The 22,134-nt window shown below is 42.0% G+C and carries 17 protein-coding genes; 8 read left to right on the forward strand and 9 right to left on the reverse strand.

Annotated features, from left to right (window positions below):
* Window positions 1-133 precede the first annotated feature (133 nt).
* The 3 genes from ABID99_RS12760 to ABID99_RS12770 form a co-directional block, all read right to left on the reverse strand.
* Window positions 134-2,500, reverse strand: a complete 2,367-nt coding sequence (locus tag ABID99_RS12760) for an ABC transporter permease (RefSeq protein WP_373613923.1) — start codon at window positions 2,498-2,500, stop codon at window positions 134-136.
* A 464-nt stretch (window positions 2,501-2,964) separates the two neighbouring features.
* Window positions 2,965-3,642, reverse strand: coding sequence for an ABC transporter ATP-binding protein (locus tag ABID99_RS12765; protein WP_090525339.1), 678 nt, complete (start codon window positions 3,640-3,642; stop codon window positions 2,965-2,967).
* A 132-nt stretch (window positions 3,643-3,774) separates the two neighbouring features.
* On the reverse strand, window positions 3,775-5,031 hold the full coding sequence (locus ABID99_RS12770) for an efflux RND transporter periplasmic adaptor subunit (protein WP_091163814.1): 1,257 nt from the start codon (window positions 5,029-5,031) through the stop codon (window positions 3,775-3,777).
* 511 nt (window positions 5,032-5,542) lie between these two features.
* On the opposite strand from ABID99_RS12770, the gene ABID99_RS12775 reads away from it, so the two are divergent.
* The 3 genes from ABID99_RS12775 (at window position 5,543) to ABID99_RS12785 (ending at window position 8,884) form a co-directional block, all read left to right on the forward strand.
* Complete coding sequence (locus tag ABID99_RS12775; protein WP_090525334.1) at window positions 5,543-6,901, forward strand: sigma-54 dependent transcriptional regulator; 1,359 nt, start codon at window positions 5,543-5,545, stop codon at window positions 6,899-6,901.
* Window positions 6,891-8,237 (forward strand): PAS domain-containing sensor histidine kinase, encoded by a 1,347-nt coding sequence (locus tag ABID99_RS12780; protein ID WP_090525332.1) that lies wholly within the window; start codon window positions 6,891-6,893, stop codon window positions 8,235-8,237. The genes ABID99_RS12775 and ABID99_RS12780 overlap by 11 nt, the downstream gene beginning before the upstream one ends.
* Window positions 8,238-8,347: 110 nt before the next feature.
* The gene (locus ABID99_RS12785) at window positions 8,348-8,884 is read left to right on the forward strand and encodes an NADPH-dependent FMN reductase (RefSeq protein ID WP_373613924.1); all 537 of its coding nucleotides are present in this window, start codon (window positions 8,348-8,350) and stop codon (window positions 8,882-8,884) included.
* A 116-nt stretch (window positions 8,885-9,000) separates the two neighbouring features.
* Here ABID99_RS12785 and ABID99_RS12790 read toward each other — a convergent pair whose 3' ends face one another.
* Window positions 9,001-9,660 carry a YceH family protein gene (locus ABID99_RS12790; protein ID WP_373613925.1) on the reverse strand — a complete coding sequence of 220 codons (660 nt, stop codon included), beginning with the start codon at window positions 9,658-9,660 and terminating at the stop codon, window positions 9,001-9,003.
* A 112-nt stretch (window positions 9,661-9,772) separates the two neighbouring features.
* Here ABID99_RS12790 and ABID99_RS12795 point away from each other — a divergent pair, with 112 nt between their 5' ends.
* Window positions 9,773-10,582 carry an MBL fold metallo-hydrolase gene (locus ABID99_RS12795; RefSeq protein ID WP_373613926.1) on the forward strand — a complete coding sequence of 270 codons (810 nt, stop codon included), beginning with the start codon at window positions 9,773-9,775 and terminating at the stop codon, window positions 10,580-10,582.
* Here ABID99_RS12795 and ABID99_RS12800 read toward each other — a convergent pair whose 3' ends face one another.
* Complete coding sequence (locus tag ABID99_RS12800) at window positions 10,583-11,365, reverse strand: zinc-dependent peptidase (RefSeq protein ID WP_176624459.1); 783 nt, start codon at window positions 11,363-11,365, stop codon at window positions 10,583-10,585.
* An 18-nt stretch (window positions 11,366-11,383) separates the two neighbouring features.
* Entirely contained in the window at window positions 11,384-12,091 is a 708-nt protein-coding gene (locus tag ABID99_RS12805; protein WP_373613927.1) for a TIGR00297 family protein, read from the reverse strand.
* Window positions 12,092-12,151: 60 nt separating this feature from the next.
* Between ABID99_RS12805 and ABID99_RS12810 the strand changes: the two genes are divergently transcribed.
* The 4 genes from ABID99_RS12810 (at window position 12,152) to ABID99_RS12825 (ending at window position 18,030) form a co-directional block, all read left to right on the forward strand.
* Window positions 12,152-12,841 carry a class I SAM-dependent methyltransferase gene (locus ABID99_RS12810; RefSeq protein WP_373613928.1) on the forward strand — a complete coding sequence of 230 codons (690 nt, stop codon included), beginning with the start codon at window positions 12,152-12,154 and terminating at the stop codon, window positions 12,839-12,841.
* 75 nt (window positions 12,842-12,916) lie between these two features.
* Complete coding sequence (locus ABID99_RS12815; protein WP_373613929.1) at window positions 12,917-13,771, forward strand: pirin family protein; 855 nt, start codon at window positions 12,917-12,919, stop codon at window positions 13,769-13,771.
* A gap of 96 nt (window positions 13,772-13,867) precedes the next feature.
* The gene (locus ABID99_RS12820) at window positions 13,868-14,842 is read left to right on the forward strand and encodes a YeiH family protein (protein ID WP_373613930.1); all 975 of its coding nucleotides are present in this window, start codon (window positions 13,868-13,870) and stop codon (window positions 14,840-14,842) included.
* A 266-nt stretch (window positions 14,843-15,108) separates the two neighbouring features.
* On the forward strand, window positions 15,109-18,030 hold the full coding sequence (locus ABID99_RS12825; protein ID WP_373613931.1) for a triple tyrosine motif-containing protein: 2,922 nt from the start codon (window positions 15,109-15,111) through the stop codon (window positions 18,028-18,030).
* A gap of 102 nt (window positions 18,031-18,132) precedes the next feature.
* Here ABID99_RS12825 and ABID99_RS12830 read toward each other — a convergent pair whose 3' ends face one another.
* From ABID99_RS12830 to ABID99_RS12840, 3 genes are read right to left on the reverse strand one after another with little or no spacing between them, the layout of a single operon-like run.
* Complete coding sequence (locus tag ABID99_RS12830; protein ID WP_373613932.1) at window positions 18,133-18,891, reverse strand: ThuA domain-containing protein; 759 nt, start codon at window positions 18,889-18,891, stop codon at window positions 18,133-18,135.
* 24 nt (window positions 18,892-18,915) lie between these two features.
* Window positions 18,916-20,049: a redoxin family protein gene (locus tag ABID99_RS12835; protein ID WP_373613933.1), complete on the reverse strand. Its 1,134-nt coding sequence runs from the start codon at window positions 20,047-20,049 to the stop codon at window positions 18,916-18,918.
* An 18-nt stretch (window positions 20,050-20,067) separates the two neighbouring features.
* Window positions 20,068-21,912 carry a glycoside hydrolase family 9 protein gene (locus ABID99_RS12840; protein WP_373613934.1) on the reverse strand — a complete coding sequence of 615 codons (1,845 nt, stop codon included), beginning with the start codon at window positions 21,910-21,912 and terminating at the stop codon, window positions 20,068-20,070.
* Between the last annotated feature and the right edge of the window lie 222 nt (window positions 21,913-22,134).

A 22,134-nucleotide genomic window follows, 5' to 3' on the forward strand; every position in this document is an offset into this window, starting at 1 on the left:
GTGCGAATGTGAACGTTTGTTTAAGTCAGAAGTCTAAAGTAGAGAATCAAAGTTATTCTTTACTTTAGACTTTATATTATTAAGTCATTATTCAGCATTCAATGGCTTAATGACTCAGTGACCCAATGCAGATTTATTCATTTTTTAGGCTCTTAACCGGGTTACTCAACGCTGCTTTGATAGCCTGCCAGCTCACGGTGAGTAAACAAACTATCATACTAATGCTGATGGTAGCTATAAATACCCAGGCGTTTATATCTGTACGGTACGTATAGTGCTGTAACCATTTGCTCATGTTGTACCAGCTCAGAGCCGAACCAATAATAAATGAAATAAACACGAGTATTAAAAACTCTTTCGACAGGTTGAACCACAAACTACTGATGCTTGCGCCTAATACTTTACGGATACTGATCTCCTTTTTACGCTGCTCGGCCGAGAACGAAGCTAAACCAAACAAGCCGAGGCAGGATATAATAATGGCCAACACAGTAAACGAACTCGACAACGTACCAAGCAGCTTTTCATTCTCAAATTTGCCGCTGAAGTTTTCGTCAACAAACTTGTATTCAAAAGGATATTCGGGGTTATATTTTTTGTAAATGTCGCCAATTGTTGCAAGGCTTTTTGATACAGGAGCATTCGGATTTAAACGAATACCAAGCTGACCTGCCCAACCTTTATCAAAACCAATAATGGCAGGCTTGACAGGCTCATATGGCGATCCCCAAACAAAATCTTTAACAATACCAACCACGGTACAATTACGGCCCTGCCATTTCACTATCTGCCCAAGCGGATCTTTTAACCGCATCAGTTTAACAGCCGATTCGTTCATAATGAGCGACAATGAGTCGGCCATACGACCAGGTATGTAATCACGCCCTTTTATCAATTCAAGCTTATAAGTTGAAATAAAATGAAATGAAGTAACAATCTGGTCGATAGGTATTTTATCCTCGCCAGGTAGTTGTCCGGGCCAGTTAATGCCCCAGCTGCTGCTGCCATTACTGGCTATACTGCCCGATGTTTCTGCAGCATCAACAGCGGCTCCCGCGTTAATTATATCCGTTCTGAAGTTTTCATACTCTTTATATAAATTTCCATCTAATGAGATTTCGATAAGTCCATTTTGTGAATAACCTACCGGGCGATCTTTAATGTAGTTGATTTGTTTATAAATCAGGATACTTGAAAGTATAAGACATGTAGCAAATACAAATTGTACAATAACTAATACCTGTCTTGAGTGCAGTGTCTTTCTTCCCATTTTGTTAGCGCCCTTTAAAACTTTTACCGGTTTAAACGATGACAAGAATAAAGCCGGGTAACTACCTGCCAATAAACCAGTTATCAGCGTTACCAATATAGCGGCACCCCATGCCCACGCATTGTTATAAGGAATTGTCAGTTGCTTATGTATGATTTCGTTAAAATAACCAAGCGTTGATGCTATTATTACCAGTGCAACAACAAGCGAAATTATAGCGGTGAGGATTGATTCGCCTAAAAACTGCTGGACAATGGCTATTCTCCGTGCACCCACAACTTTACGGATCCCAACTTCACGGGAGCGGCGCTCAGACCGCGCGGTAGAAAGGTTCATAAAGTTGATACAGGCAATAAGCAAAATACCTATTGCCAGAAAAAGGAATAAACGCACGTATTCGATTGCGCCACCTGTATTCACTCCATTTTTGAACTCGCTGTGCAGGTGCCATTTAGCAAATGGAAACAAAAACAGCTGATTTTCTTTATTATGATCGTCATAGTGACCAATTAACTTTTTGATTTCCAGATTAAGCTTATCTACATTAACGCCGGGCTTAAGCATAACATAAGTTTTAAATGAATAATTACCCCAGCCCGATGTTTTCACCCAACCATTATCAGCTTCATAAAGTTTCCATGGAATTAGTGCATTAAACCTGAACGTAGAATTCCGGGGCAGATCTTTGTAAACAGCACTCACTTTTACCAGCCGCGAACCATTTAACTTAACAGTTTTACCTATAGGATCGACATCGCCAAAAACGGCCTTTACTGCCGATTCGGACATGATAACTGACGACATATCCCTAAAAGCATCTTTTTTGTTACCCTTCACAAAATCAAGTGTAAACATGTTCAGAAATGACTCGTCGGCCGCAATTGTATTAACTTTTAACGGTTTGTTGTTGTAATTAAACAGTTGATCATATGACCAGTTTGCACGGGCTGCATACTCAACCTCCGGATAGTCTTTTTGCAGCGCGGCAGCAATCTGCACGGGCGTGGCATCCCCCGTGTTTATTTCGCCATTTGAAGGCTGGTTACGCATTACCTTATACAACCTGTCTTTATTTTCATGAAACCCATCGTAAGTAAATTCATTATAAACATATAACAGCAACATAAAGCTCACTGCCATGCCTACACCCAAACCTCCAATGTTGATGGTCGAATAAAGTTTGTTTTTAATCAAACTTCGCCACGCGATTTTTAAATAGTTCTTAAACATATGTTTTATTTCATTAGTCATTGGCCATTAAGTCATTACCTGTCACTTGCGCAATTAGCCAATCAAAATGACTTTATGACGCGTAGCTAATGACTTAATAATAATTATTCAGATCGTAAACTCTTCACCGGGTTAGTCAACGCCGCCTTCAATGCTTGGAAACTGATATAACAAAAGCTATAATAACGGTAAGGCCGGTGATACTTAAGGCGCTAAAGCTTGGCGTTAACTAAATTTTGCTATGTGGTTTTCGAGTAGTTTTTAAACATAGGAATAGCTCTGAATAAAAAAATTCTCTAACATGCCCTTCTCTACAAATGCAGAGAAGGGCAGCAGAGGCAATTATTAACTTATCTATAAACTGATTTCGGGGGCGTTGGTCTAAGTCAAAATCGTCAGTTTTAAACCGGAAGTTCTTTTCTTACCAAGAGAGCTATAAAACCATCAGCTATGAACTCAACAAACTACACCATGATATTTTCCATAACCGTTTGTCCGTCAAGCAGGCGTATAATGCGGTGACTGTAACGGGCGTCATGTTCAGAGTGGGTAACCATGATAATGGTAGTTCCCTGTTCGTTCAGGTCGGTAAGCAGTTCCATCACATCGTTACCATTGCTGCTGTCCAGGTTACCGGTAGGCTCATCCGCAAGGATCAGTTTGGGTTTATTAACAACTGCACGGGCAATGGCCACACGCTGTTGCTGACCACCTGATAACTGCTGCGGATAGTGGTTGCGACGGTGCATGATCTGCATTTTGTCTAACACCTCTTCCACCCTTTTAACACGCTCTGAAGCAGCCACTCCTGTGTAAATCAACGGCAATTCAACGTTTTCAAACACAGTAAGTTCATCAATAAGGTTAAAGCTCTGGAACACGAAACCGATGTTGTGTTTACGCAGATCGGCGCGTTTACGCTCATTAAAATGCGCTACTTCAATTTCATTAAAAACATAGCTGCCGGCATCCGGGTCATCAAGCATTCCTAAAATATTAAGCAGGGTTGATTTACCGCAGCCCGATGGGCCCATAATGGCTACAAACTCACCTGTAGCCACTTCCATAGATAGCTTGTTTAATGCGATGGTTTCTACCTCTTCGGTACGGTAGAATTTCTCAAGATTAGAAATTTTTATCATTGGTGCCTCCGTTATTCATCCCGCCTTTATGGCGATATGATTTTATTTTTTGTTTATTTTAATTTATTAATTAGCTCTGTTATATATTATATATGACGCTTAAACAGTGCCAGGCGTTGCAGCTTGGTTACGTTATTTTTTTAGCACAAGCTCCTGAATATCACCATAGGTTTCATAACTTGAGGTAATAACCTTATCGCCCGGATTTAAGCCTTCTGTTACCACGAAGTAATCAGGGCTCTGGCGTCCAAGCTGGATGTTTACCCTGTATGCTTTTGAACCATCTTCACTTACCTTAAAGATCCAGTTACCCCCTGTTTGCTGGAAGAAACCACCTTTAGGCACCAATACCGCCTGCATCTGATCACTCAACGCCAACCTCACCTGCAGTGTTTGCCCTTTACGGATCCCTGTAGGCACTTTACCAACAAATTGCATATCAACCTGGAAACTACCTGTTGTTTTAACCTGGGTATATACCTTTTTTATGACCAGGTTATATGTTTGATCGGCAAACTGAAAATCACCTTTCAGGCCTGTGTAAATACGCGACAGATAGTGCTCATCAATATCAACCCTAACTTTAAAGCCCGATTGTACGTCTATCTGCCCCAAATGCTCGCCCTTATTTTTGCTCTGACCTACTTCGGCATCCATTGAGGTTAACTGGCCATCGGTAGGCGCCACCAATACCAAACCGGCCACTTTTTTTCGCATCAGTTCAAGCGTAGTTTTCATGTGGGCGTATTGTTCCTGTGATTGTGAAGCCTGTTGCTTAACCAGCGCTGTATCCTGCCTAAGAATCTGTTTAGCCAGTTTGTAACGATTTACCTGATAATCATAAGTATTTTTCGCTGATTGATATTCCTGCAGGCCAATGGCTTTCTGATCATATAAATGTTTGTCCAACTTGTAAATCCTTTCAGCCTCTTTATATGCGTTCTCCACATCGGCCATAGTATTTAGCTTGCTGATAGTGTTTTGCTGTGCATTGTTATGGGAGATCTGCATTTGGGTTTGCTCGGCATAAACGGCGGTTTCCTGGTTAGCTAAAGTAAGCTCAAGATCGGTATTAGACATTCTCAGAATCCGGTCGCCTTTTTTAAGGTTAGCTCCGTCTTCAACGTATTTTTCTTCAACAACACCGCCTTCAGATGCATCAAGAAATATGGTAGTTAGCGGCATAACCACGCCGTTAACCGGTATAAACTCCTGGAAAGGACCTTTAGTAATAGTACTTATAGTTAAGCGTTCAGTATCAACATCAAGCTTGCTTTTACCCGATGTAAGATAAATACTGCCGCCTATTAGTAAAATAATGCCTGTAATACCTGCAATGGTAAGTATCTTTTTGCTGTTCCAGGTCTTTTTCTCAATTTTTCTGTCCACTGTATTTCTATAATATTTTGAATGTTATAACAAAAAGATATGCCACAAATTAAGATACTGTTTTTCAATAACTTAAACACAAAACACCATATTTGAGCGTACGCTTCTGTTACATCAGGTGTACGGTATTGATACAATGTTTTTTTACGTATTAATAGCCTGTTATATGCAAATACAGGTTAGCACTTCATTGTGAAGTGTTTATATCATATACTGCATAAAGTGCGGGTATTTAGCACAAAAATTGTAACATGTGGCATAATTAGCGAGTCTTTAATTTATTGTTCATAGTTAAATGGTTTTAGCGTATAGTTCATAATTGATGGCAACAATGCTAAAAGTTTATTTAGGCAGCTTCGGTAAAGAGATACAATTTAATTTAAATTTATAACTTTTATTAAATTGACATCGTCAATAAATAAGATGCTATTTTTATTTTGAACTTAAATGATCATGTGTCATCGTTTTGAAGGCCATGAACAATTATCTATGAACTATTAACTAAAAATAAATGATACTAAAAAAAGCCACCGTTTTAATTGTTGATGACGATCCGGATGTACTTACCGCGGTTAAGCTCTTGCTAAAACCCGAAGCCCGTGAAATCATCACCGAAAAGAACCCCGAAAACCTGAACTGGCTGCTGCAACGTAACGAGGTTGATCTGATTTTACTTGACATGAACTTCAACAGCGCAATTAACACAGGCAATGAGGGGCTTTACTGGCTGCGCAAGGTAAAAGAATGGAAGCCTGACGTTTGTGTTATTATGATAACGGCTTATGGTGATATTGACCTGGCTGTCCGTTCGCTTAAAGAAGGAGCAAATGACTTTGTGGTAAAGCCATGGCACAACGAAAAGCTCATAAATACGATAAAAGATCTTTTGGATAAAAAAGAAGGTGGAACAAAAACCACCAAAACCCCTGTAAAAAGCACCGCGGGAGACACTTCTATCCTTGGTGAATCGGACGTGATGCAGGATATTTTTTATAAGGTGAACAAGATAGCCCCTACCGATGCCAATATCCTGATCCTTGGAGAGAACGGTACCGGTAAAGATCTTATGGCAAAGGCTATCCACGAACGTTCGCTCCGCGCTGATAAACCTTTTATTAAAGTAGATGTTGGCGCGTTAACAGATACCCTGTTTGAAAGTGAGCTCTTCGGCCACAAGAAAGGCGCCTTTACCGATGCCCGGGAAGACCGTATGGGGCGTTTTGAAGAAGCCCAGGGCGGTACTTTATTTTTAGATGAAATTGGCAACATCAGTTTGCAGCAACAGGCCAAGCTGCTTACCATTTTACAAAACCGCCAGGTAACCCGTTTGGGCACCAACAAACCTGTTGATGTGGATATCAGGCTCATTTGCGCTACCAATGTGCCTTTGAGCGAACTGGCAAACGAAAACAAGTTCCGTAAGGATTTGATCTATCGTATCAATACTGTCGAGATCAATATGCCACCGCTACGCCGTCGTAATGAGGATATTGTAATATTGGCTCGCCATTTTGCGAAATTGTACGCGAGTAAATATCTTAAGCCATCAATGGACTTTGATACGGCAGCTATTAACAAGCTTAAATCATACAATTTTCCGGGCAATGTTCGTGAATTACAATATACTATTGAACGTGCAGTGATTATGGCCGACGACAATACCTTAAGGCCCGACGACCTGATCTTTTCAATACTGGAAACATCAACAGAGAGCGTGGTTGATGCCGACAATATTCCGTTAAGCGCCCTTGAAAAGAACGCTATATTAAGGGTTATTGAAAAACACAATGGCAACATTACCCGCGCAGCCAAAGAACTTGGCCTCACCCGCACCGCCTTATACCGAAGACTAAGCAAATATGATATTTAACCGTTACGAGTGGCGGCTTTTGCTGCGTGTATTTTTATTGCTGATTGTACTTACCGTTACGGCTTTTGTTATAGTAAGCCTTAATCAGCTGTTGTATCTCGTGATCCTGTTGCCGCTGGTTGCCTACTCGGTGGTGGATATGATCCGTTTTCAGAAAAAAGCACAGGACGAAGTAAATCAATTTGTAGAGTCGATCCATTACCGTGATTTTTCCCGCCATTTTGATGTACGCAAGGCACCCAATGAGCTTAAGCCCTTGCGTAAAGGCTTTAACGACATCAATACCACATTCAAACTAATAAGCCGCGAACGCGAAACACAATATCACTACCTGCAAAAGATTCTTGAACTGGTTGATACCGGTATTTTATCCTACGAAGAGGAAACCGGCGAAACCGGCTGGATCAATGAAGCTTTTAAAACCATTATAGGTGTACCTTATCTTAAGACTGTACACTCTCTCGAAAAACGAGAGCCATCATTATATGCCGAACTGATTAAACTTAAGCCGGGCGATAGTAAGATCATCACTGTAACCCGTAACCAACAACAGGTTAAAATACTGGTGAACGCCAGCCTGATGCGCAGCGATGATAAACTATACAAACTCATCGCTTTTCAAAACGTAAACGAAGCCTTGGATGAAACGGAGTCGAAAGCGTGGTCGAAATTGCTTAATGTAATGACGCATGAGATCATGAACTCCGTAGCTCCTATTTCCTCACTGGCGGATACGCTCAAGAACCGCCTGCAAAGCCCTGATATTGCCGAAAGCCTGCCTCATAGCGATTTGGAAGATATTGAGCTCGGTATCGATACCATCAAGCGCCGCAGCGAAGGCCTGCTTAAGTTTACCGAAAGCTACCGCAGCCTCAATAAGATCACCAAACTTGATCTGAACAAGATCATGGTGCGTAATATCTTTGAAAACCTCAACAGCTTGATGACGCCTACACTGGAGAAAAAGAAGATAGAACTGGAGATCATCCTGCGCGATCCGACACTTGCCATTGAAGCCGATATTAACCTCATCGAACAGGTGATGATCAATTTGCTGGTCAACGCTATTGAAGCTGTAAAAGACCGCGAAACACCGCGCATAACGCTTACAGCTGAGATTCAGGGTGGAAAAACCTTTGTAAAAGTTATCGATAACGGATTAGGCATGCCACCCGAACTGCTCGACAAAATCTTTATCCCTTTCTTCAGTACTCGTAAAACAGGCAGCGGTATTGGCCTAAGCCTGTGTAAACAGATCATGCTGTTGCACAAGGGCAATATCCAGGTACAATCAACCGAAGGTAAAGGTTCGGCGTTTATTTTGTCATTCGTATAACCCCCCAGCCCCCTGAAGGGGGAGCTTTTGATTAGCATCCTTTATATGACATTCCGAAAACTTACGAAGTTTCCAAAACTTCGTAAGTTTGGTTTAATAACGCCTGCTTCATGAATTATAAAGGTAATATCCTCGCCATTTCCGGCAGTTTAAGGTCGGGATCATCTAATCATAAAATCCTTCAATTTTTAAGCGGATTGGTTCCAACTAATATAAGCTTTTTTGTGTACGGTAAACTGGCAGATATCCCGCCATTTGATCCGGGATTGGATCATGAACATCCACCAGAAGCAATTGCAGAATTGCGAGAATTAATTAAAAATGCATCAGGCATTATCATTTGTACACCTGAGTATGCATTTGGAGTTCCCGGTCAGCTTAAAAATATGTTGGATTGGATGGTTTCGAGCGGTTCGTTGGTTGATAAACCTGTAGCTTTAGTTACCGCGTCATCAGTTGGCAGTCATGCACATGAGGCATTGCTCCTGACACTTGGGGCGCTTTCGGCAAAAGTAACTGAAGGAGCAACTTTGCTTATTCCTTTTATCAGGAGCAAAATAGACGCAGATGGAAATATTACCGATCAGGAAACTGAAAGGGCTTTGCGGGAGGTGATGAATGTGTTTTTAACGGAGATTCCGTCGTGAAAAAAACAGCACGTCATGCTGAATTTATTTCAGCACCACACAGGACAGGCAGACGCCCAGATTAGCAGGCGGCTTAGCAAATGAGGTGTTGAAACAAGTTCCATAAACCATAATTTTCACTCCACTCCCAATTCCCTCATCAACCTGCCCACGGTTTCTTTCAATTCGGCAATTTCCTGTTCGGCTTTTGTTAAACGGGCCTCCATTACTGATGAAGATGGGCGACCGCTTGGCTCATCTGCAAAATCATCATCGTTAATTTCGGGTGTTCCGCTTAATAGATGGGCATATCTAACTTCTTTTTGGCCGGGGCGCTTAGGTAGTTGTAAAATGTAAGGCATTTCACCTCCGGCCAGTTTATCCAGGATCTCCTGTACATCTTCTATCGAATCAAATTCGTACATGCGACCGCTGTTGGTATTCAATTCACCTGGCGTTTGAGGCCCACGAAGGATCAAAAGGCAAATCAAAGCTACTTCCGAAGGTATTACCGGGAAAACTATGGCGAAATTATGTTTGTATTTAATATTACGAATAGAACCACCGGTAGCGGTAGAGATCAAACCGCGCCTTTTCAAGGAATTTAGGGCATTGATAACCGTATCATCATTATAATTAACAACAGGTTTGCGCGATGTTTTCTGGTTACAGGCGGCCACCAATCCGTTAAGGGTCATAGGATAATAATCGGGCGTGGTTTTGGCCTTTTCCATTAAAGTACCGAGCACGCGTAGTTCTTCGGCATCAAGTACGGGTAAAGTTTGCGGTGAATCCATGGGGCTAAATATAAGCAGGTTTTTATAGCGTCAAAAAAAATTGCTAATTTTCTAAATGCTAAAATCATTAGGATTAAAATAATAACGCCAAAATAGTTTACTTTGCATTTCAATGTCTTTATTCATTACATCATTAAATTCGGGAAGTAATGGCAATTGCTATTACGTGGGGAACGATCAGGAAGCGGTATTAGTTGATGTAGGCATTTCATGTCGCGAGACTGAAAAACGCATGACCCGGCTGGGCTTGTCCATGCAAAAGGTAAAAGCCATTTTTGTATCGCATGAACATTCTGATCATATTCGTGGTATACCGGTACTAGCCAAAAAATATCAGCTGCCGGTTTACATCACCCCCGGCACGTTGATGCACCTTAGCGGTGTTGATCATTTTAAAGTCCATCACCTTAGCGCATTTCAAACAGTTGTTATTGGAGATCTCGAAGTAACATCCTTCCCTAAAATGCATGATGCATCTGAGCCGCATAGCTTTATTGTAAGTTGCCGCAATGTTAAGGTAGGCGTGTTTACCGACCTGGGAATAGTGTGCGACCAACTCATCCGCTACTTTAGTCAGTGCCACGCCGCTTTTTTGGAAGCCAATTACGATGATGACATGCTGGATAAAGGCGGTTACCCTTATTATTTAAAACAACGCATCCGCGGGGGAAAAGGGCATTTATCAAACAAACAAGCTTTGGGTTTATTTACTACGCACCGCCCGCCGCACATGACCCACTTGCTACTTTCGCATCTTTCCAAAAACAACAACGACCCCAAGCTGGTAGAGGATTTGTTTACCAATTGTGCCGATGGGATCAATATTATTGTGGCGTCAAGACATGAAGAAACTCCGGTTTACTATATCAGCAGTACGGTTGTTCAACATGAGCCGTTAGGGCAGCTTGGCCTGGGCTTTTGATCAGGCAACATCATTATCAGCCAGGTCCTGCAAGAAGATGGTGCTTAACATATCATAAAGTTCGGGGTGTTTATGTTTCAACTCGTTTGGCTTTTGAAAAAAGTACTCGGAAACAACGGCTAAAAACTCGGCTTCATTGGTTATTGCATATGGATTAATATCAGAACGACCCGCTTCTATTTTGTGAATTTCCTGGTGAATCATCTTCAGCCACGGCATTACATATTCATGAGCAAGCAGATTTTCGGGCACACCGTCAGTAGCCCCGTCCGATTTATCAAGCAGGTGTACAAACTCATGAATAGCCGTGTTCCCTTTCCCTGCCGATTTACTAAAACCTTTTGTCAACGCCGCTCTCGACAGGATCATTTGCCCGTTCATATATCCTGAGCCTACCATTCCTAAAATGTTCCTGTTTTCTCCTTCAAACTGAAACTCGCTGTCGAAAGTATCTGGGTAAAGGATCACGTTGGTGAGGTTACGGTATTTCCAATCGTTAAAGCCAAATATCGGGATCACGGCACTGGCAGCTATCATTACTTTATCAGCATCGCTTACCGTTGTACCAACACCCTCGATAGTAATATCCGCTAAAAGTCCGGCAACCTTTCTCTCAAACAACAGTTTTCGATCAGCATCAAGGTGCTGATAATATGGAATGTGCAATTCTAAAAGCGCTTTATAATTCAATGTGGCAGCAGGCGTTTCATTTACCATTTTCTTTTTATTGAGGAAAACGAACACCACCAACGCAACAACGATCAATATCAGGATAGGAACCATTTTTATTTAGAGATTAAATTATAAAACAAAGTACAACAACAACATAAACAAAGCGGCTATCAGGGTATTTAAAAAATTAACGGTATTGTTGTTGATCAGATTTTTTCTTTCTAATACAGCACCTAAAACAGAGTCGGCTACATTCCCCAATATGCCGGCAACAACTATCAAGATGAGGTCCGCTGTCCAACCCATTCCTATGGCATAAACAACAGCAATGATAACTGAGCCAATTACGCCAATTAAAGTACCCTCTAAGCTGATCACCCCATCAAGTCCGCGTAAATCCGGCTTTAGGGTTATAATATTGAAGAAACGTTTTCCGTAAACCATCCCTAACTCTGATGACAGTGTATCGGCTGTTGCCGAAGCGAAGCTGGCGGCAATCATCAATCGTAAAACTTGAGTTTGGGCCGGAAAAACGAGGATCAAAATTCCGCATAAGGCAGCGGTACCTGCATTGGCCAAAACCTGTCCGGCTGTTCTTCCACCTTTTTCCGCCGCATTTAAATCCTGCTTAACTTTGCTTTGCACTGAGGTAGCCACCGAACCTAAAATAAAAAAGGTAGTCATCATGGCCAAACCTGTAAAGCCGGCACCGGCAAATACCAGGATGGCAACTGCGGCACCGGTTAATGCTGCTATAACAGTTAGCTTACGGGCCGATATACTGTATGCTACACCAGCTACTAAAATAAGTGCCAGCAAACCATAACTTAACCACATAGTCGATCAAAGGGATTAATGTAGCGCTAAATTAAACTTTCAATTCATACTTTTGGGCACATGAAAGACATACTGGGCCAGGCCATACATGATCATTATCATAAATCAGCTAATCACAAGCTCTGGATCAATAATCAATATGGCCCAAAAGAAGAAATGCCAATTGACGTTTATTTCAGGGATGAGGATGATATGCCCGATATTGAATGGCTGGCTATGAACGAATGCCGCGGAAGGGTGCTAGATATTGGCGCAGGTGCAGGCAGCCATGCTTTAGTATTGCAGCAACGTGGATTTGATTGCACCGCGCTTGATATTTCCCCGTTAGCCTGTGAGGTAATGAAACTGCGCAATGTGAACAAAGTAATCAAAGGTGACATTTTTGTTTATGACGAAAACAAGTACGATACCTTGCTTTTGCTCATGAACGGCATAGGCCTTACCGGAACACTTGAAAACCTGAAAGTATTTTTACAACATATTAAACTATTGCTTAATCCTGGCGGGCTGATCATGTTTGACTCATCGGATATTGCTTATTTGTACGAAGATGGCTTGCCCGAGAAAGGCTATTACGGAGAACTGCTTTACCAATACCAATACAACCGTCAAAAAACGGACTGGTTCCATTGGTTATATGTTGATGAAAAAACATTGGAGCCCATTGTCAACCAAGCTGGCTTTGACATGGAAGTTTTGTTGGAGGATGAGTTTAAACAATACCTGGTTAGATTAACGCTTAGTAAATAAAGTAATCGTAATTTTCTTATTGGCAGCCCCTACGCATTGCAGAATAAACTAATTTTATCCCATCAATATTCTCCAATGAAAAAAGCCATCACCCATATTCTTGCCGGCAGGGAAAAGAAGATCACTGCCGAAGAAACTGTTCGCCAGCCTTTACCGCACAAGGATTTCCGCTTTGCAAATCCCTTTATTGTATTGCACCACATGGGTCCCGAAGTAATAGAAGCCGGCCAAACCTTACGGATCCATCCGCATCCGCATCGTGGTTTTAGCCCATATACCATTATGCTGCAGGGCGAAGGTTACCATAAAGACAATGCGGGTAACGATGAGATCATCAAAGCCGGCGATGTACAATGGATGTTTGCAGGCAAAGGTATTATGCACAGCGAGGGCCCCACTGCCGAATTACTGCAGCAGGGTGGCGTTCAGGAACTTATTCAACTTTGGATCAATGCGCCTAAAAGTAAAAAGTGGGATGAGCCTTTTTACCAGTCGGCCAAAGCAAGCGAACTACCGAAAGTACTTATTGGTGAAGGCCTCGGCTTCAGTTTGGCCAGCGGAGATTATGAGGGCAAAACCGGACCTATCAAAAACTTCACCCCGGTTATTTCTATAGTTGGAAAAATAGCCGAAGGTAAAAAGGCAAACTTTGAAGCCATACCCGGCTACTGGGCATTACTTTATATTATAAATGGCTGTGTTAATGTAAATGAACAAACCATCAACCAATATAATCTAATCGTATTTGAAAAAAATAACGAAGAGATTTCAGTGATGGCTACCGAAGATTCGCAGGTATTATTCCTCTCAGCAGAACCTATTGACGAACCCGTATCAGCTAAGGATAATTTTGTGATGAACACACCCGAAGAAATTGAGCAGGCATTATCCGATTATCAAAACGGCGTATTTGGCACATTAAATTATTAAGAGTTCATAATAACTTTTAGTTATCACAGATTGCGTTTTATGATAAAAAACCAGCGGTAATTCCTCACACCTTTGTATCATTAAAACAAAGGAAAAATGAATACCCAACATCAACTAAACAATACCGGCGGCCTTTTATTAAACATCAATGAAAACGCCCGCAAGGTTATATTCGCAATTTGTATAGTGCTATGTTTAATGCCCTTCATGAGCCCGGCCGTTGCCTTATTATTAGGCTTAATAGTAGCGCAATGTTCCGGTCATCCCTATCTGCACCTTAATCACAGGGCAACCCATATTTTATTACAAGTTTCAGTGGTAGGCTTAGGCTTTGGCATGAATGTGCACAGCGCATTGCAAGCCGGCAAAGAAGGTGTCCTGTTTACCATTGCTTCCATCACCGGAACACTGCTATTTGGCACGCTGATGGGCAGATGGTTGAGCATCGAAAAAAAGACTTCATTTTTGATCTCATCAGGAACTGCTATTTGTGGAGGAAGCGCAATTGCAGCCATATCACCGGTTATCAAAGCTGAAGAAAAGCAGATCTCCGTAGCGTTAGGTTGCGTATTCATTCTCAATTCAATAGCCTTATTCGTTTTCCCAGTGATTGGTAGTTATTTTAATTTATCACAAACGCAATTTGGTTTATGGTGTGCGATTGCCGTACATGATACCAGCTCAGTAGCGGGTGCAGCAAGTAAATATGGTGCTCATGCGTTGGAAGTAGCAACTACTGTCAAGCTGGCCCGGGCCCTGTGGATCATCCCGGTAGCATTTCTATCTACCATTCTGTTCAAAAACAAATCAAAAAAAGTGAGTATCCCCTATTTTATCGGTTTGTTTATATTGGCAATGATTGCTAATACTTACGTGCCTGTTATAAAGTTGGTAAGCCCGTTTATAATCAACATAGCAAAGGCTGGTTTAACACTTACCTTGTTTTTAATAGGTGCGGGCCTTTCACGCATGGTATTGGCATCGGTTGGGTTGAAGCCACTTCTGCAGGGAGTAGCGCTTTGGATTGCGATATCAGGGGCAGCATTGTATGCAGTTATGCATTTAGCTTAGGTCATGCTATTCTATGCCGCTGCAGATGTTTGACAGCCACACAATGGAGCAATGCTATTTTGGTTTTATAGATAGTCTATGCCTCTACAATACCACTACGCAATCTATTGCAGGTTTACCACATATGCGTTTTTTTCGCTTAGCAATATTAGCGAACTACATATTATATGTAAAATGTTGATTAATTTACGGCTGTTAATTAGGCTCGCATTTGCCGGGCAATACTAATTATCAATGGGTTTTAACCCTCGCCAGGAAAACCGTTAATGAAAAAAAGTATACTATTTGTTATTGTTCTGCGCATGTCGATCTGCGCATCTTCTGCTCAAACAACCATTGGGACACCCGCTATCAAAAGCTACACGCATAATGAATATAATGCAGGGAGCGAGATTTGGAATATTAAACAAGATAAGAATGGGATTCTTTATTTTGCCAATGATGAAGGCCTGCTGACATTCGACGGGAGTTATTGGAAAACGTATGCGCTTCCTAACAAAAGCGCTATAAAGTCTGTGGCTATTGACGCCTGGGGTCGTATTTATGTTGGCGGACAGGATGAAATTGGATACTTTTTTCCCAACGATGCAGGCATCCTCAAATTTCATTCGCTTAAACAACTCCTGCCCAAAAAAGCAAGGCAGTTTGCCGATATCTGGGATATTGTTATCCATAATAATGAGGTATTCTTCAGGACCATAGAGTGCATATTTCAGCTAAAGAATAATACCATGCGCACTTTCGATGCACCCGGGGGCTGGATGCTGCTAAGCCAGGCCGGCGGTAAATTGTTTGCTTATGATAAAGCTATTGGACTGGTTATTTTTAAAGATTCACGCTGGCAAGCCTCCGTTCAACAACTCACAACGGCGCTGAGCGTCACCAGCATCACGGAGTTTAATAAAGACACCTTACTGGTAAGCACCCGCAAAAATGGCCTCTTTATCATGACTGGCTCATCACTGGTAAAAAAAACTACAGCTATTGATGGCGTCCTGTTCACGGACCTGATAAACTTCATTCAAAAAATTGGTGCCGACAGGTACGCCGTTGGCACATCAGCAAAAGGGCTGATTATTATTGATGGCAAAGGCAAGCCGATAGGCCAGTTCTCCAACAATCAGGGGTTACAAAACAATAATGTGCATGGTATATTGTTAGACAAAGATCATAATTTATGGCTTGGACTGGAAAACGGGCTCGATTTTATCAATTATAACACGTCCGTTAAAAATATTTATCCTAATCGCGAAAACCTGGTAAAAAGTAATTCGGTAAGCATTTTTAACAACAAGTTGTACATCGGAACATCAAACGGCTTATATACTGTACCGATAGGCGCGCAGCAAAAAGATATCAGCACGGCCACAGGTGCTTTTACAGAAGTGCCAAACACTAAAGGACAGGTTTTAAGCCTAACGCAAATTAACGGGCATTTATTGGCCGGTCATCAGGATGGTGTTTTACAGGTAGACGATAACCAGGCTAAACTGATTACTCCCGGCCCGGGGGCGTGGATGATGAAAGCTTTCCCTGCTTCGCAGGATGTGATAGCGGGGACTTACACCGGCTTTCAGCTCTTAAAATACAATGGTGCCGGATTTAGCTTTGAAGGAAAAATAAATGGTATTTATGAATCATTAGGAAACCTCGCGGTAGATAAGAGTAATTTTGTGTGGGCAACGCACCCCTACAGGGGTATTTTTAAAGTGCAACTATCCGCTGATAGAAAAAAGATAGTTAGTTATACGCAATATACCGAAAAAAGTGGTTTGCCATCGGCGCTGAATAATCGTATATATTCTATTAAAAACAAAGTAATAGCTGCCACCGAAAAAGGTGTTTATGAGTATAATGCCACCGAAGGTGACTTTACCCGGTCTGTTTTTTACGAACCTATATTTGGCAAAGCAAAAATCGAGTTCCTTACAGAAGACGGTAAGGGCAATATATGGTTTATCAGCAACCAGCGGGTTGGCGTAATTGATTTTGGCAAAAGATCATCTAACGCGTCCTATAAGGTGATCTATTTCCCTGAACTGGCCGGGCAAACGGTAAAGGGGGCAGAGTATATTTATCCGCACGATATGGAGAACATCTTTATCGGCTCAAATAATGGTGTTTTCCATTTAAATTATCGCCAATACGTTTCATCGGAGAACAAACTCAATGTATTACTTACTACAGTAAAAGCCATAGCCGAAAAAGATAGCCTTATTTTTGGAGGATATTTTGTTAAAAACAACCGGATCGCATCAGCACAAAACACGCAACTTATTGCCTCGCTGCCCAACCACTGGAATTCCTTTCATTTTGAATATACCTCTACCCTGTTTGCACAAAAAAGCAACGAGGAGTTTAGCTATAAATTGATAGGTTTTGATAAAGATTGGTCGCAATGGTCGGCTAAAACAGAGAAGGATTACACCAACCTTCCTTATGGCAAATACACGTTTTCGGTAAAGGCCCGTAATAATTTGGGCACAGCATCTTCTCCTGTCAATTATAGTTTTATTGTTGAACCGGCATGGTATCAAACTGTTTGGGCCTACCTGGCTTATTTCCTGATCATTGCCTGCACTGTGTATATCGGCATAAAGGCACAGCAAAAACGTTTCAAGCTATATCAGCAACGCCATGCAGATGAGCAAAAAAGACTAAGCTACCTCCATAGCCTTGAACTTGACAGGAATGATAAAGAGATCATAGCTCTTAAAAACGAAAAACTTGAAGCCGAACTATCTTATAAAAATAAGGAGCTGGCTACCTTAACCATGCAAATGGTTGACAGGGGAAAACTATTGCTCAATATTAAGGACGAGCTGATGGTATTAATCAAAAAACTTAACATTCCTGACGCATCATACCAATTCAGGAGTGTGTTTAAATTATTGAGCGATACTGGGAAAAGTGATGATGACTGGGACAACTTTTCTATATATTTTGATCAGGTGCATAATAACTTTTTAGTCACCATGAAAGCCAAATTCCCCGGTTTAAGCTCAACCGATTTGAAGCTGTGTGCTTACCTGCGGTTAAACCTTTCATCAAAGGAGATAGCGCAGCTACTTAATATTTCGCTGAAAGGCGTGGAAATCAGCCGTTATCGGGTACGCAAAAAACTGCAATTAAGTACCGAAACTAATCTATACGACTTTTTGATGGAGGTTACTAAACAATCCGGGTAAAATTGCATCCAGATTTCACTACTTTCCAGCTACTATCAAACATCGAACAAAGTGCTGCCCCCATAGGCATCTTGTTTTATTCAATCCCGGCTAACTCTGTATTTATTTTCCGGCGGCCCAGAATATAGCATTGCTGAAAAGCCTGGTGTAATCCTTACTATCAAAAAGCGCAGGCGAATGTCCCATAAAGATGTAAACGTTACGGGCTTTTTTCCCGGGGTTAGTCCACACAACAGGATGGTCACCCATGGTAATACCGTCTTTAGGTTCATAGGTTGATTCATCTACCGAGGCCAGCACATGTACATTAGGCCTTGGATCTTTGTCATAAATGTACCACTCTTCTTTCTGAATCAGGAAAGACGGTGAAACGCCTCGCGTTACCGGATGGCTTTGATCTTCAATATTGACGGTACCTTTGGCAAAGGTAGCTATGTAGTTTTTATAGCGGATCCCCCCCATAAAATTCCAGAACCAGTTCCATATCGGGTAACCATCAAACTCGCCCAGTAGGGTTGCGTGATGAAAACCTATCCAGCCTCCCTTGCCTTCATCAATGTATTTTTCAAAGGCTTTTACGGCCTTTTTTTTCCAGGCATACGGAGGGTAGTCCAACTGGATAAATAATTGATAATTAGATAAAAAAGCATCATCAATCCCATCAGCACTTTGAATATAATCGACAGTAAAATTACTGTCAGCAGCCAGCTTATCCAGCCATACTTTTGCCACTTTTGAATACTCAATATGATGCCCCCCGTTTTCATACAGAGCTATTACTTTAAAACGCGGGGCGTTTTGTGCCCACGCGCTGATGACAGTTAACAGGCAAAAATTGAAGATCAGGGCTATTTTTTTCATATCGATAATTTCTGCATTGATGATTTATTTATAGATCCTGCCCATCATCGGGTTATTCCAGATCACTTTCTTAACTTCCTCCAGATCGAGAGCGCCCTGATGGCTGTATACAACCTTCCCATCCGGGTCAATCAGCATGGTATAAGGTAAAGCTCCATCCCATTTAGGGTCTACTGCCTCTATCATTTTATATTTGTCATCGCCTGTATAAATGTAGTTGATACCTGATGACTGCTTGCGTTGTAAAAACTTCAGAGCTTTATCTTTATTAGCCGGGTCATCAGCGCTGATGCTTACAAATTCCAGTCCCCTGTCGCGGTAAAGCCTGTTTAGGGTAACCAGATCGTCAAACTCCGCAACGCAGGGGCCGCACCAGGTAGCCCAAAGGTTGATAAGCCTTAACCTATCCGAATGATTTTTTACCACTATTGCAATTCCGCTGGCGCTAATGGTATCAAGTTTTACCGGCTCCTTTGCCCATTGAATTTGCGCCTTATCTATCCAATTCATTTTCTCCGCCCATTTAACTGAGCAGCCAAAGGTTTTGGTAACCGGTACTGCTATTTCTTTGCCTCCAAGTACCGCATCAATAGCATTACGAGCATCCAATGATTTAGGTATTTTGGCAGGGTTTTCCATATCATCTATTCGTCCATTGTAACGCAGCTTCCTGTCTTTATCAAAAACAAAAATATGAGGGGTAGCAACCGGGCCATATTTATTGGAAGCTGATTCGGTTTCGCCATCATACAGATATGGGAAGTTAAAGCCTTTATCTTTCGCACGTATTTTCATCTCTTCAAATGAATCGCCTAAATCACTGTAGCCCAATTCATCATAGCGCAATGAGGCAGGATTATTAGGATTGATTGCTACCACACCAACTCCCTTTGGTGCATAGTCGCTGGTTAGTTTGATTACCTTGTCTTCATAAGCCTGCGAGGTAGGGCAATGGTTGCACATAAAAACCACAACTAACACTTTAGCATTTCTGAACGACTGCAAAGTATAAGTTTTGCCATCAATACCGGGCAGACTAAAATCGGGTGCCGCTGCTCCTATCGCCAGTGTTTTATGTTCATCAAAGGCGAAAGAAAACATCGGCAAAACCAACAGTAACCCGAAGATGAAACACAAACTGATCTTAAACTCCTTCATAGTAGATATGGTTTACAATTAATCACTCGTCGATACTGCCAGCAGGTACCAGGCCGTGTGTGGAAGCCATTGCTCGGCCCAGCGCCAGTCGGAATCTTTACCTGACACTACATAAGGGATATTAAAATCAATATCATCCTCATTATCAAACCCTGAAGTAATGCCATTTACAATACCGCCCGGTGCGTTGGTATATTCAAACGTGCCAAAAAAGCCATACGCCGGATTGTTATGTCCTGTGCCCTGCAGCATACTGGCGTCAAAGGGGTTCAGGCCCAGGATCCAGTTCAACTGATCTATCGCAAAGCCGGAGAGCTGGTCATGGAAAGTCTTATCATCTTTAAACAGGCTGGCAGCCATTCGTGCAGCAGTGGCTACTGAACCTAATCTCGCGTTTTCGCCCTGCCACCAGGGTGAAGCATCACTGCCATGCGGGAAAAAGAAAGCGCTGTGCCGGTTGCCCAATGTATCCTGCACCAGTTCGCGGCTGTAACCAAAGGGATTGTTCACTTCGTGGGTAATAGCCAATTCAAATTCCATTGACTTTCTTACTGCTGTTTTGATCTTTGCCTGCAGATCCGCAGAAGCATAGGGATAATAATACAACAGGCTTACTACAGGCAAGCCAGCATCTGATGGATGAAAAAAAGGCCAGTCGCGATCGTCAGCGCGCCAAAAATTTTGGTATTTATTCCATGAGGTTAGGCGGTTAAGCAGGTTGTTAGCACGCTTTTCTGTAGCAGCTTTATATATATCCTTGTGAGTTGCTTTGTATAATTCGGTAGCGGCACTCAGCGCACAATAATCATCAAGGATATTTTCTTTTTTATCATAGTCCATTTGCGGGTTTTCCTTTTCCAGAAAAGCAAAGGCATTTTCGGCAGCTTTCAGATAATCGGCGTTACTAAACTCACCCGACGCTTGATAAGCCGAAGCCATAGCCAGCGCCGCAATAGCAATCCCCCCGCCCGATCGGTAACTGACCTGATAAGCACGCCAGTTTTTGCCCCCGGTGGTTTTGGTAAACGACTGGTCTTTGGTTTGTTTAATCCGGTAATTGCCTTCATCTGCCTGGATCACCCTATCCTTAGGCAATTTCCCGGGGCCGGGCGATGACACAGAGCGATAAAATGAGCCATTTTTAGCCTGCATCCGCACTAAATAATCAGCGCCATACATGGCTTCATCCAAAATTCTCCGGTTAAACTGGCGGAAATCAGTTCCCGGGCGGGCGTTTAGCAGCTCATATGTTTTAAACAGGCTAAAGGCTGTTAAACAGATCTGCTGCGGGTTAAAATAATTGGAAAATGATAAATGCGACAAATGCTTGCCATAATCGCCGGTGGCATCATACCAGCCACCGTGCGCGTCAATAGTATCCGTTGTGCCCGGTAATACCAGATGATGATCGGCCTTATCCAGCAGGCCCGAACTGCGCTGCCCTTTAAAATAATATACTACATCGGATATAGTTGCTTTTTCAAGCACATTTTTGCCAATGGTAAAAGGGTATGATGAAATTATTCCTTTAGGTGAAGCGAATTGAATTTTATAAGTCCCCGGCACGGTAAAACTGCTGAAATCAAGCGTCCAAAACTCAAATTTTTTCCATTTGCCAACCGGGCCGCTGTAAGAGATCTTTCCGGTAAATACAGCTTTACCCTTATCTGCATCAATGAGGTTAAATGATGTAAATGTAAGACGGTTGTCGGCAACTATAACGGCATGTTTTGCCTTGTTATCTTCATAACCAACATGATTGGTTACCACTTTAATATTTTGTCCCTGTGCAAAAAACGGCAGACCGAACCAAAACAAGGCAGTGACCTTAAACAGGATATTGATGTGTTTTTTCCGACTCATATATAAAGTTAAGGAATTGCCCTGCGGTTTAAGCATGATGGTTTTGCAATGCAGGTCAAAGCTAAAAGATTAATTTTCGGCCAGATATTTTTGTGCCACTACATTAGCTCTACCGTGATTAAACACCTCAATTTGTTACAAACTTACCTTCGCCGATTACCCGTCAAATGCTAAGTGAGGTGTACAAGGTCGTTTTTAATATTCTGTGCTTAGAAACTACGA

It is taken from the genome of Mucilaginibacter sp. OAE612 (genome assembly GCF_041806395.1).
GTDB classification, from domain to species: domain Bacteria; phylum Bacteroidota; class Bacteroidia; order Sphingobacteriales; family Sphingobacteriaceae; genus Mucilaginibacter; species Mucilaginibacter rubeus.

Excerpts from the sequence above, each read along its gene's own strand:
- ABID99_RS12760 (WP_373613923.1), bottom strand. The coding sequence starts at position 2,500 with ATGTTTAAGAACTATTTAAAAATCGCGTGGCGAAGTTTGATTAAAAAC.
- ABID99_RS12765 (WP_090525339.1), bottom strand. The coding sequence starts at position 3,642 with ATGATAAAAATTTCTAATCTTGAGAAATTCTACCGTACCGAAGAGGTA.
- ABID99_RS12775 (WP_090525334.1), top strand. The coding sequence starts at position 5,543 with ATGATACTAAAAAAAGCCACCGTTTTAATTGTTGATGACGATCCGGAT.
- ABID99_RS12780 (WP_090525332.1), top strand. The coding sequence starts at position 6,891 with ATGATATTTAACCGTTACGAGTGGCGGCTTTTGCTGCGTGTATTTTTA.
- ABID99_RS12785 (WP_373613924.1), top strand. The coding sequence starts at position 8,348 with ATGAATTATAAAGGTAATATCCTCGCCATTTCCGGCAGTTTAAGGTCG.
- ABID99_RS12790 (WP_373613925.1), bottom strand. The coding sequence starts at position 9,660 with ATGGATTCACCGCAAACTTTACCCGTACTTGATGCCGAAGAACTACGC.
- ABID99_RS12795 (WP_373613926.1), top strand. The coding sequence starts at position 9,773 with ATGTCTTTATTCATTACATCATTAAATTCGGGAAGTAATGGCAATTGC.
- ABID99_RS12800 (WP_176624459.1), bottom strand. The coding sequence starts at position 11,365 with ATGGTTCCTATCCTGATATTGATCGTTGTTGCGTTGGTGGTGTTCGTT.
- ABID99_RS12805 (WP_373613927.1), bottom strand. The coding sequence starts at position 12,091 with ATGTGGTTAAGTTATGGTTTGCTGGCACTTATTTTAGTAGCTGGTGTA.
- ABID99_RS12810 (WP_373613928.1), top strand. The coding sequence starts at position 12,152 with ATGAAAGACATACTGGGCCAGGCCATACATGATCATTATCATAAATCA.
- ABID99_RS12815 (WP_373613929.1), top strand. The coding sequence starts at position 12,917 with ATGAAAAAAGCCATCACCCATATTCTTGCCGGCAGGGAAAAGAAGATC.
- ABID99_RS12820 (WP_373613930.1), top strand. The coding sequence starts at position 13,868 with ATGAATACCCAACATCAACTAAACAATACCGGCGGCCTTTTATTAAAC.
- ABID99_RS12825 (WP_373613931.1), top strand. The coding sequence starts at position 15,109 with ATGAAAAAAAGTATACTATTTGTTATTGTTCTGCGCATGTCGATCTGC.
- ABID99_RS12830 (WP_373613932.1), bottom strand. The coding sequence starts at position 18,891 with ATGAAAAAAATAGCCCTGATCTTCAATTTTTGCCTGTTAACTGTCATC.
- ABID99_RS12835 (WP_373613933.1), bottom strand. The coding sequence starts at position 20,049 with ATGAAGGAGTTTAAGATCAGTTTGTGTTTCATCTTCGGGTTACTGTTG.
- ABID99_RS12840 (WP_373613934.1), bottom strand. The coding sequence starts at position 21,912 with ATGAGTCGGAAAAAACACATCAATATCCTGTTTAAGGTCACTGCCTTG.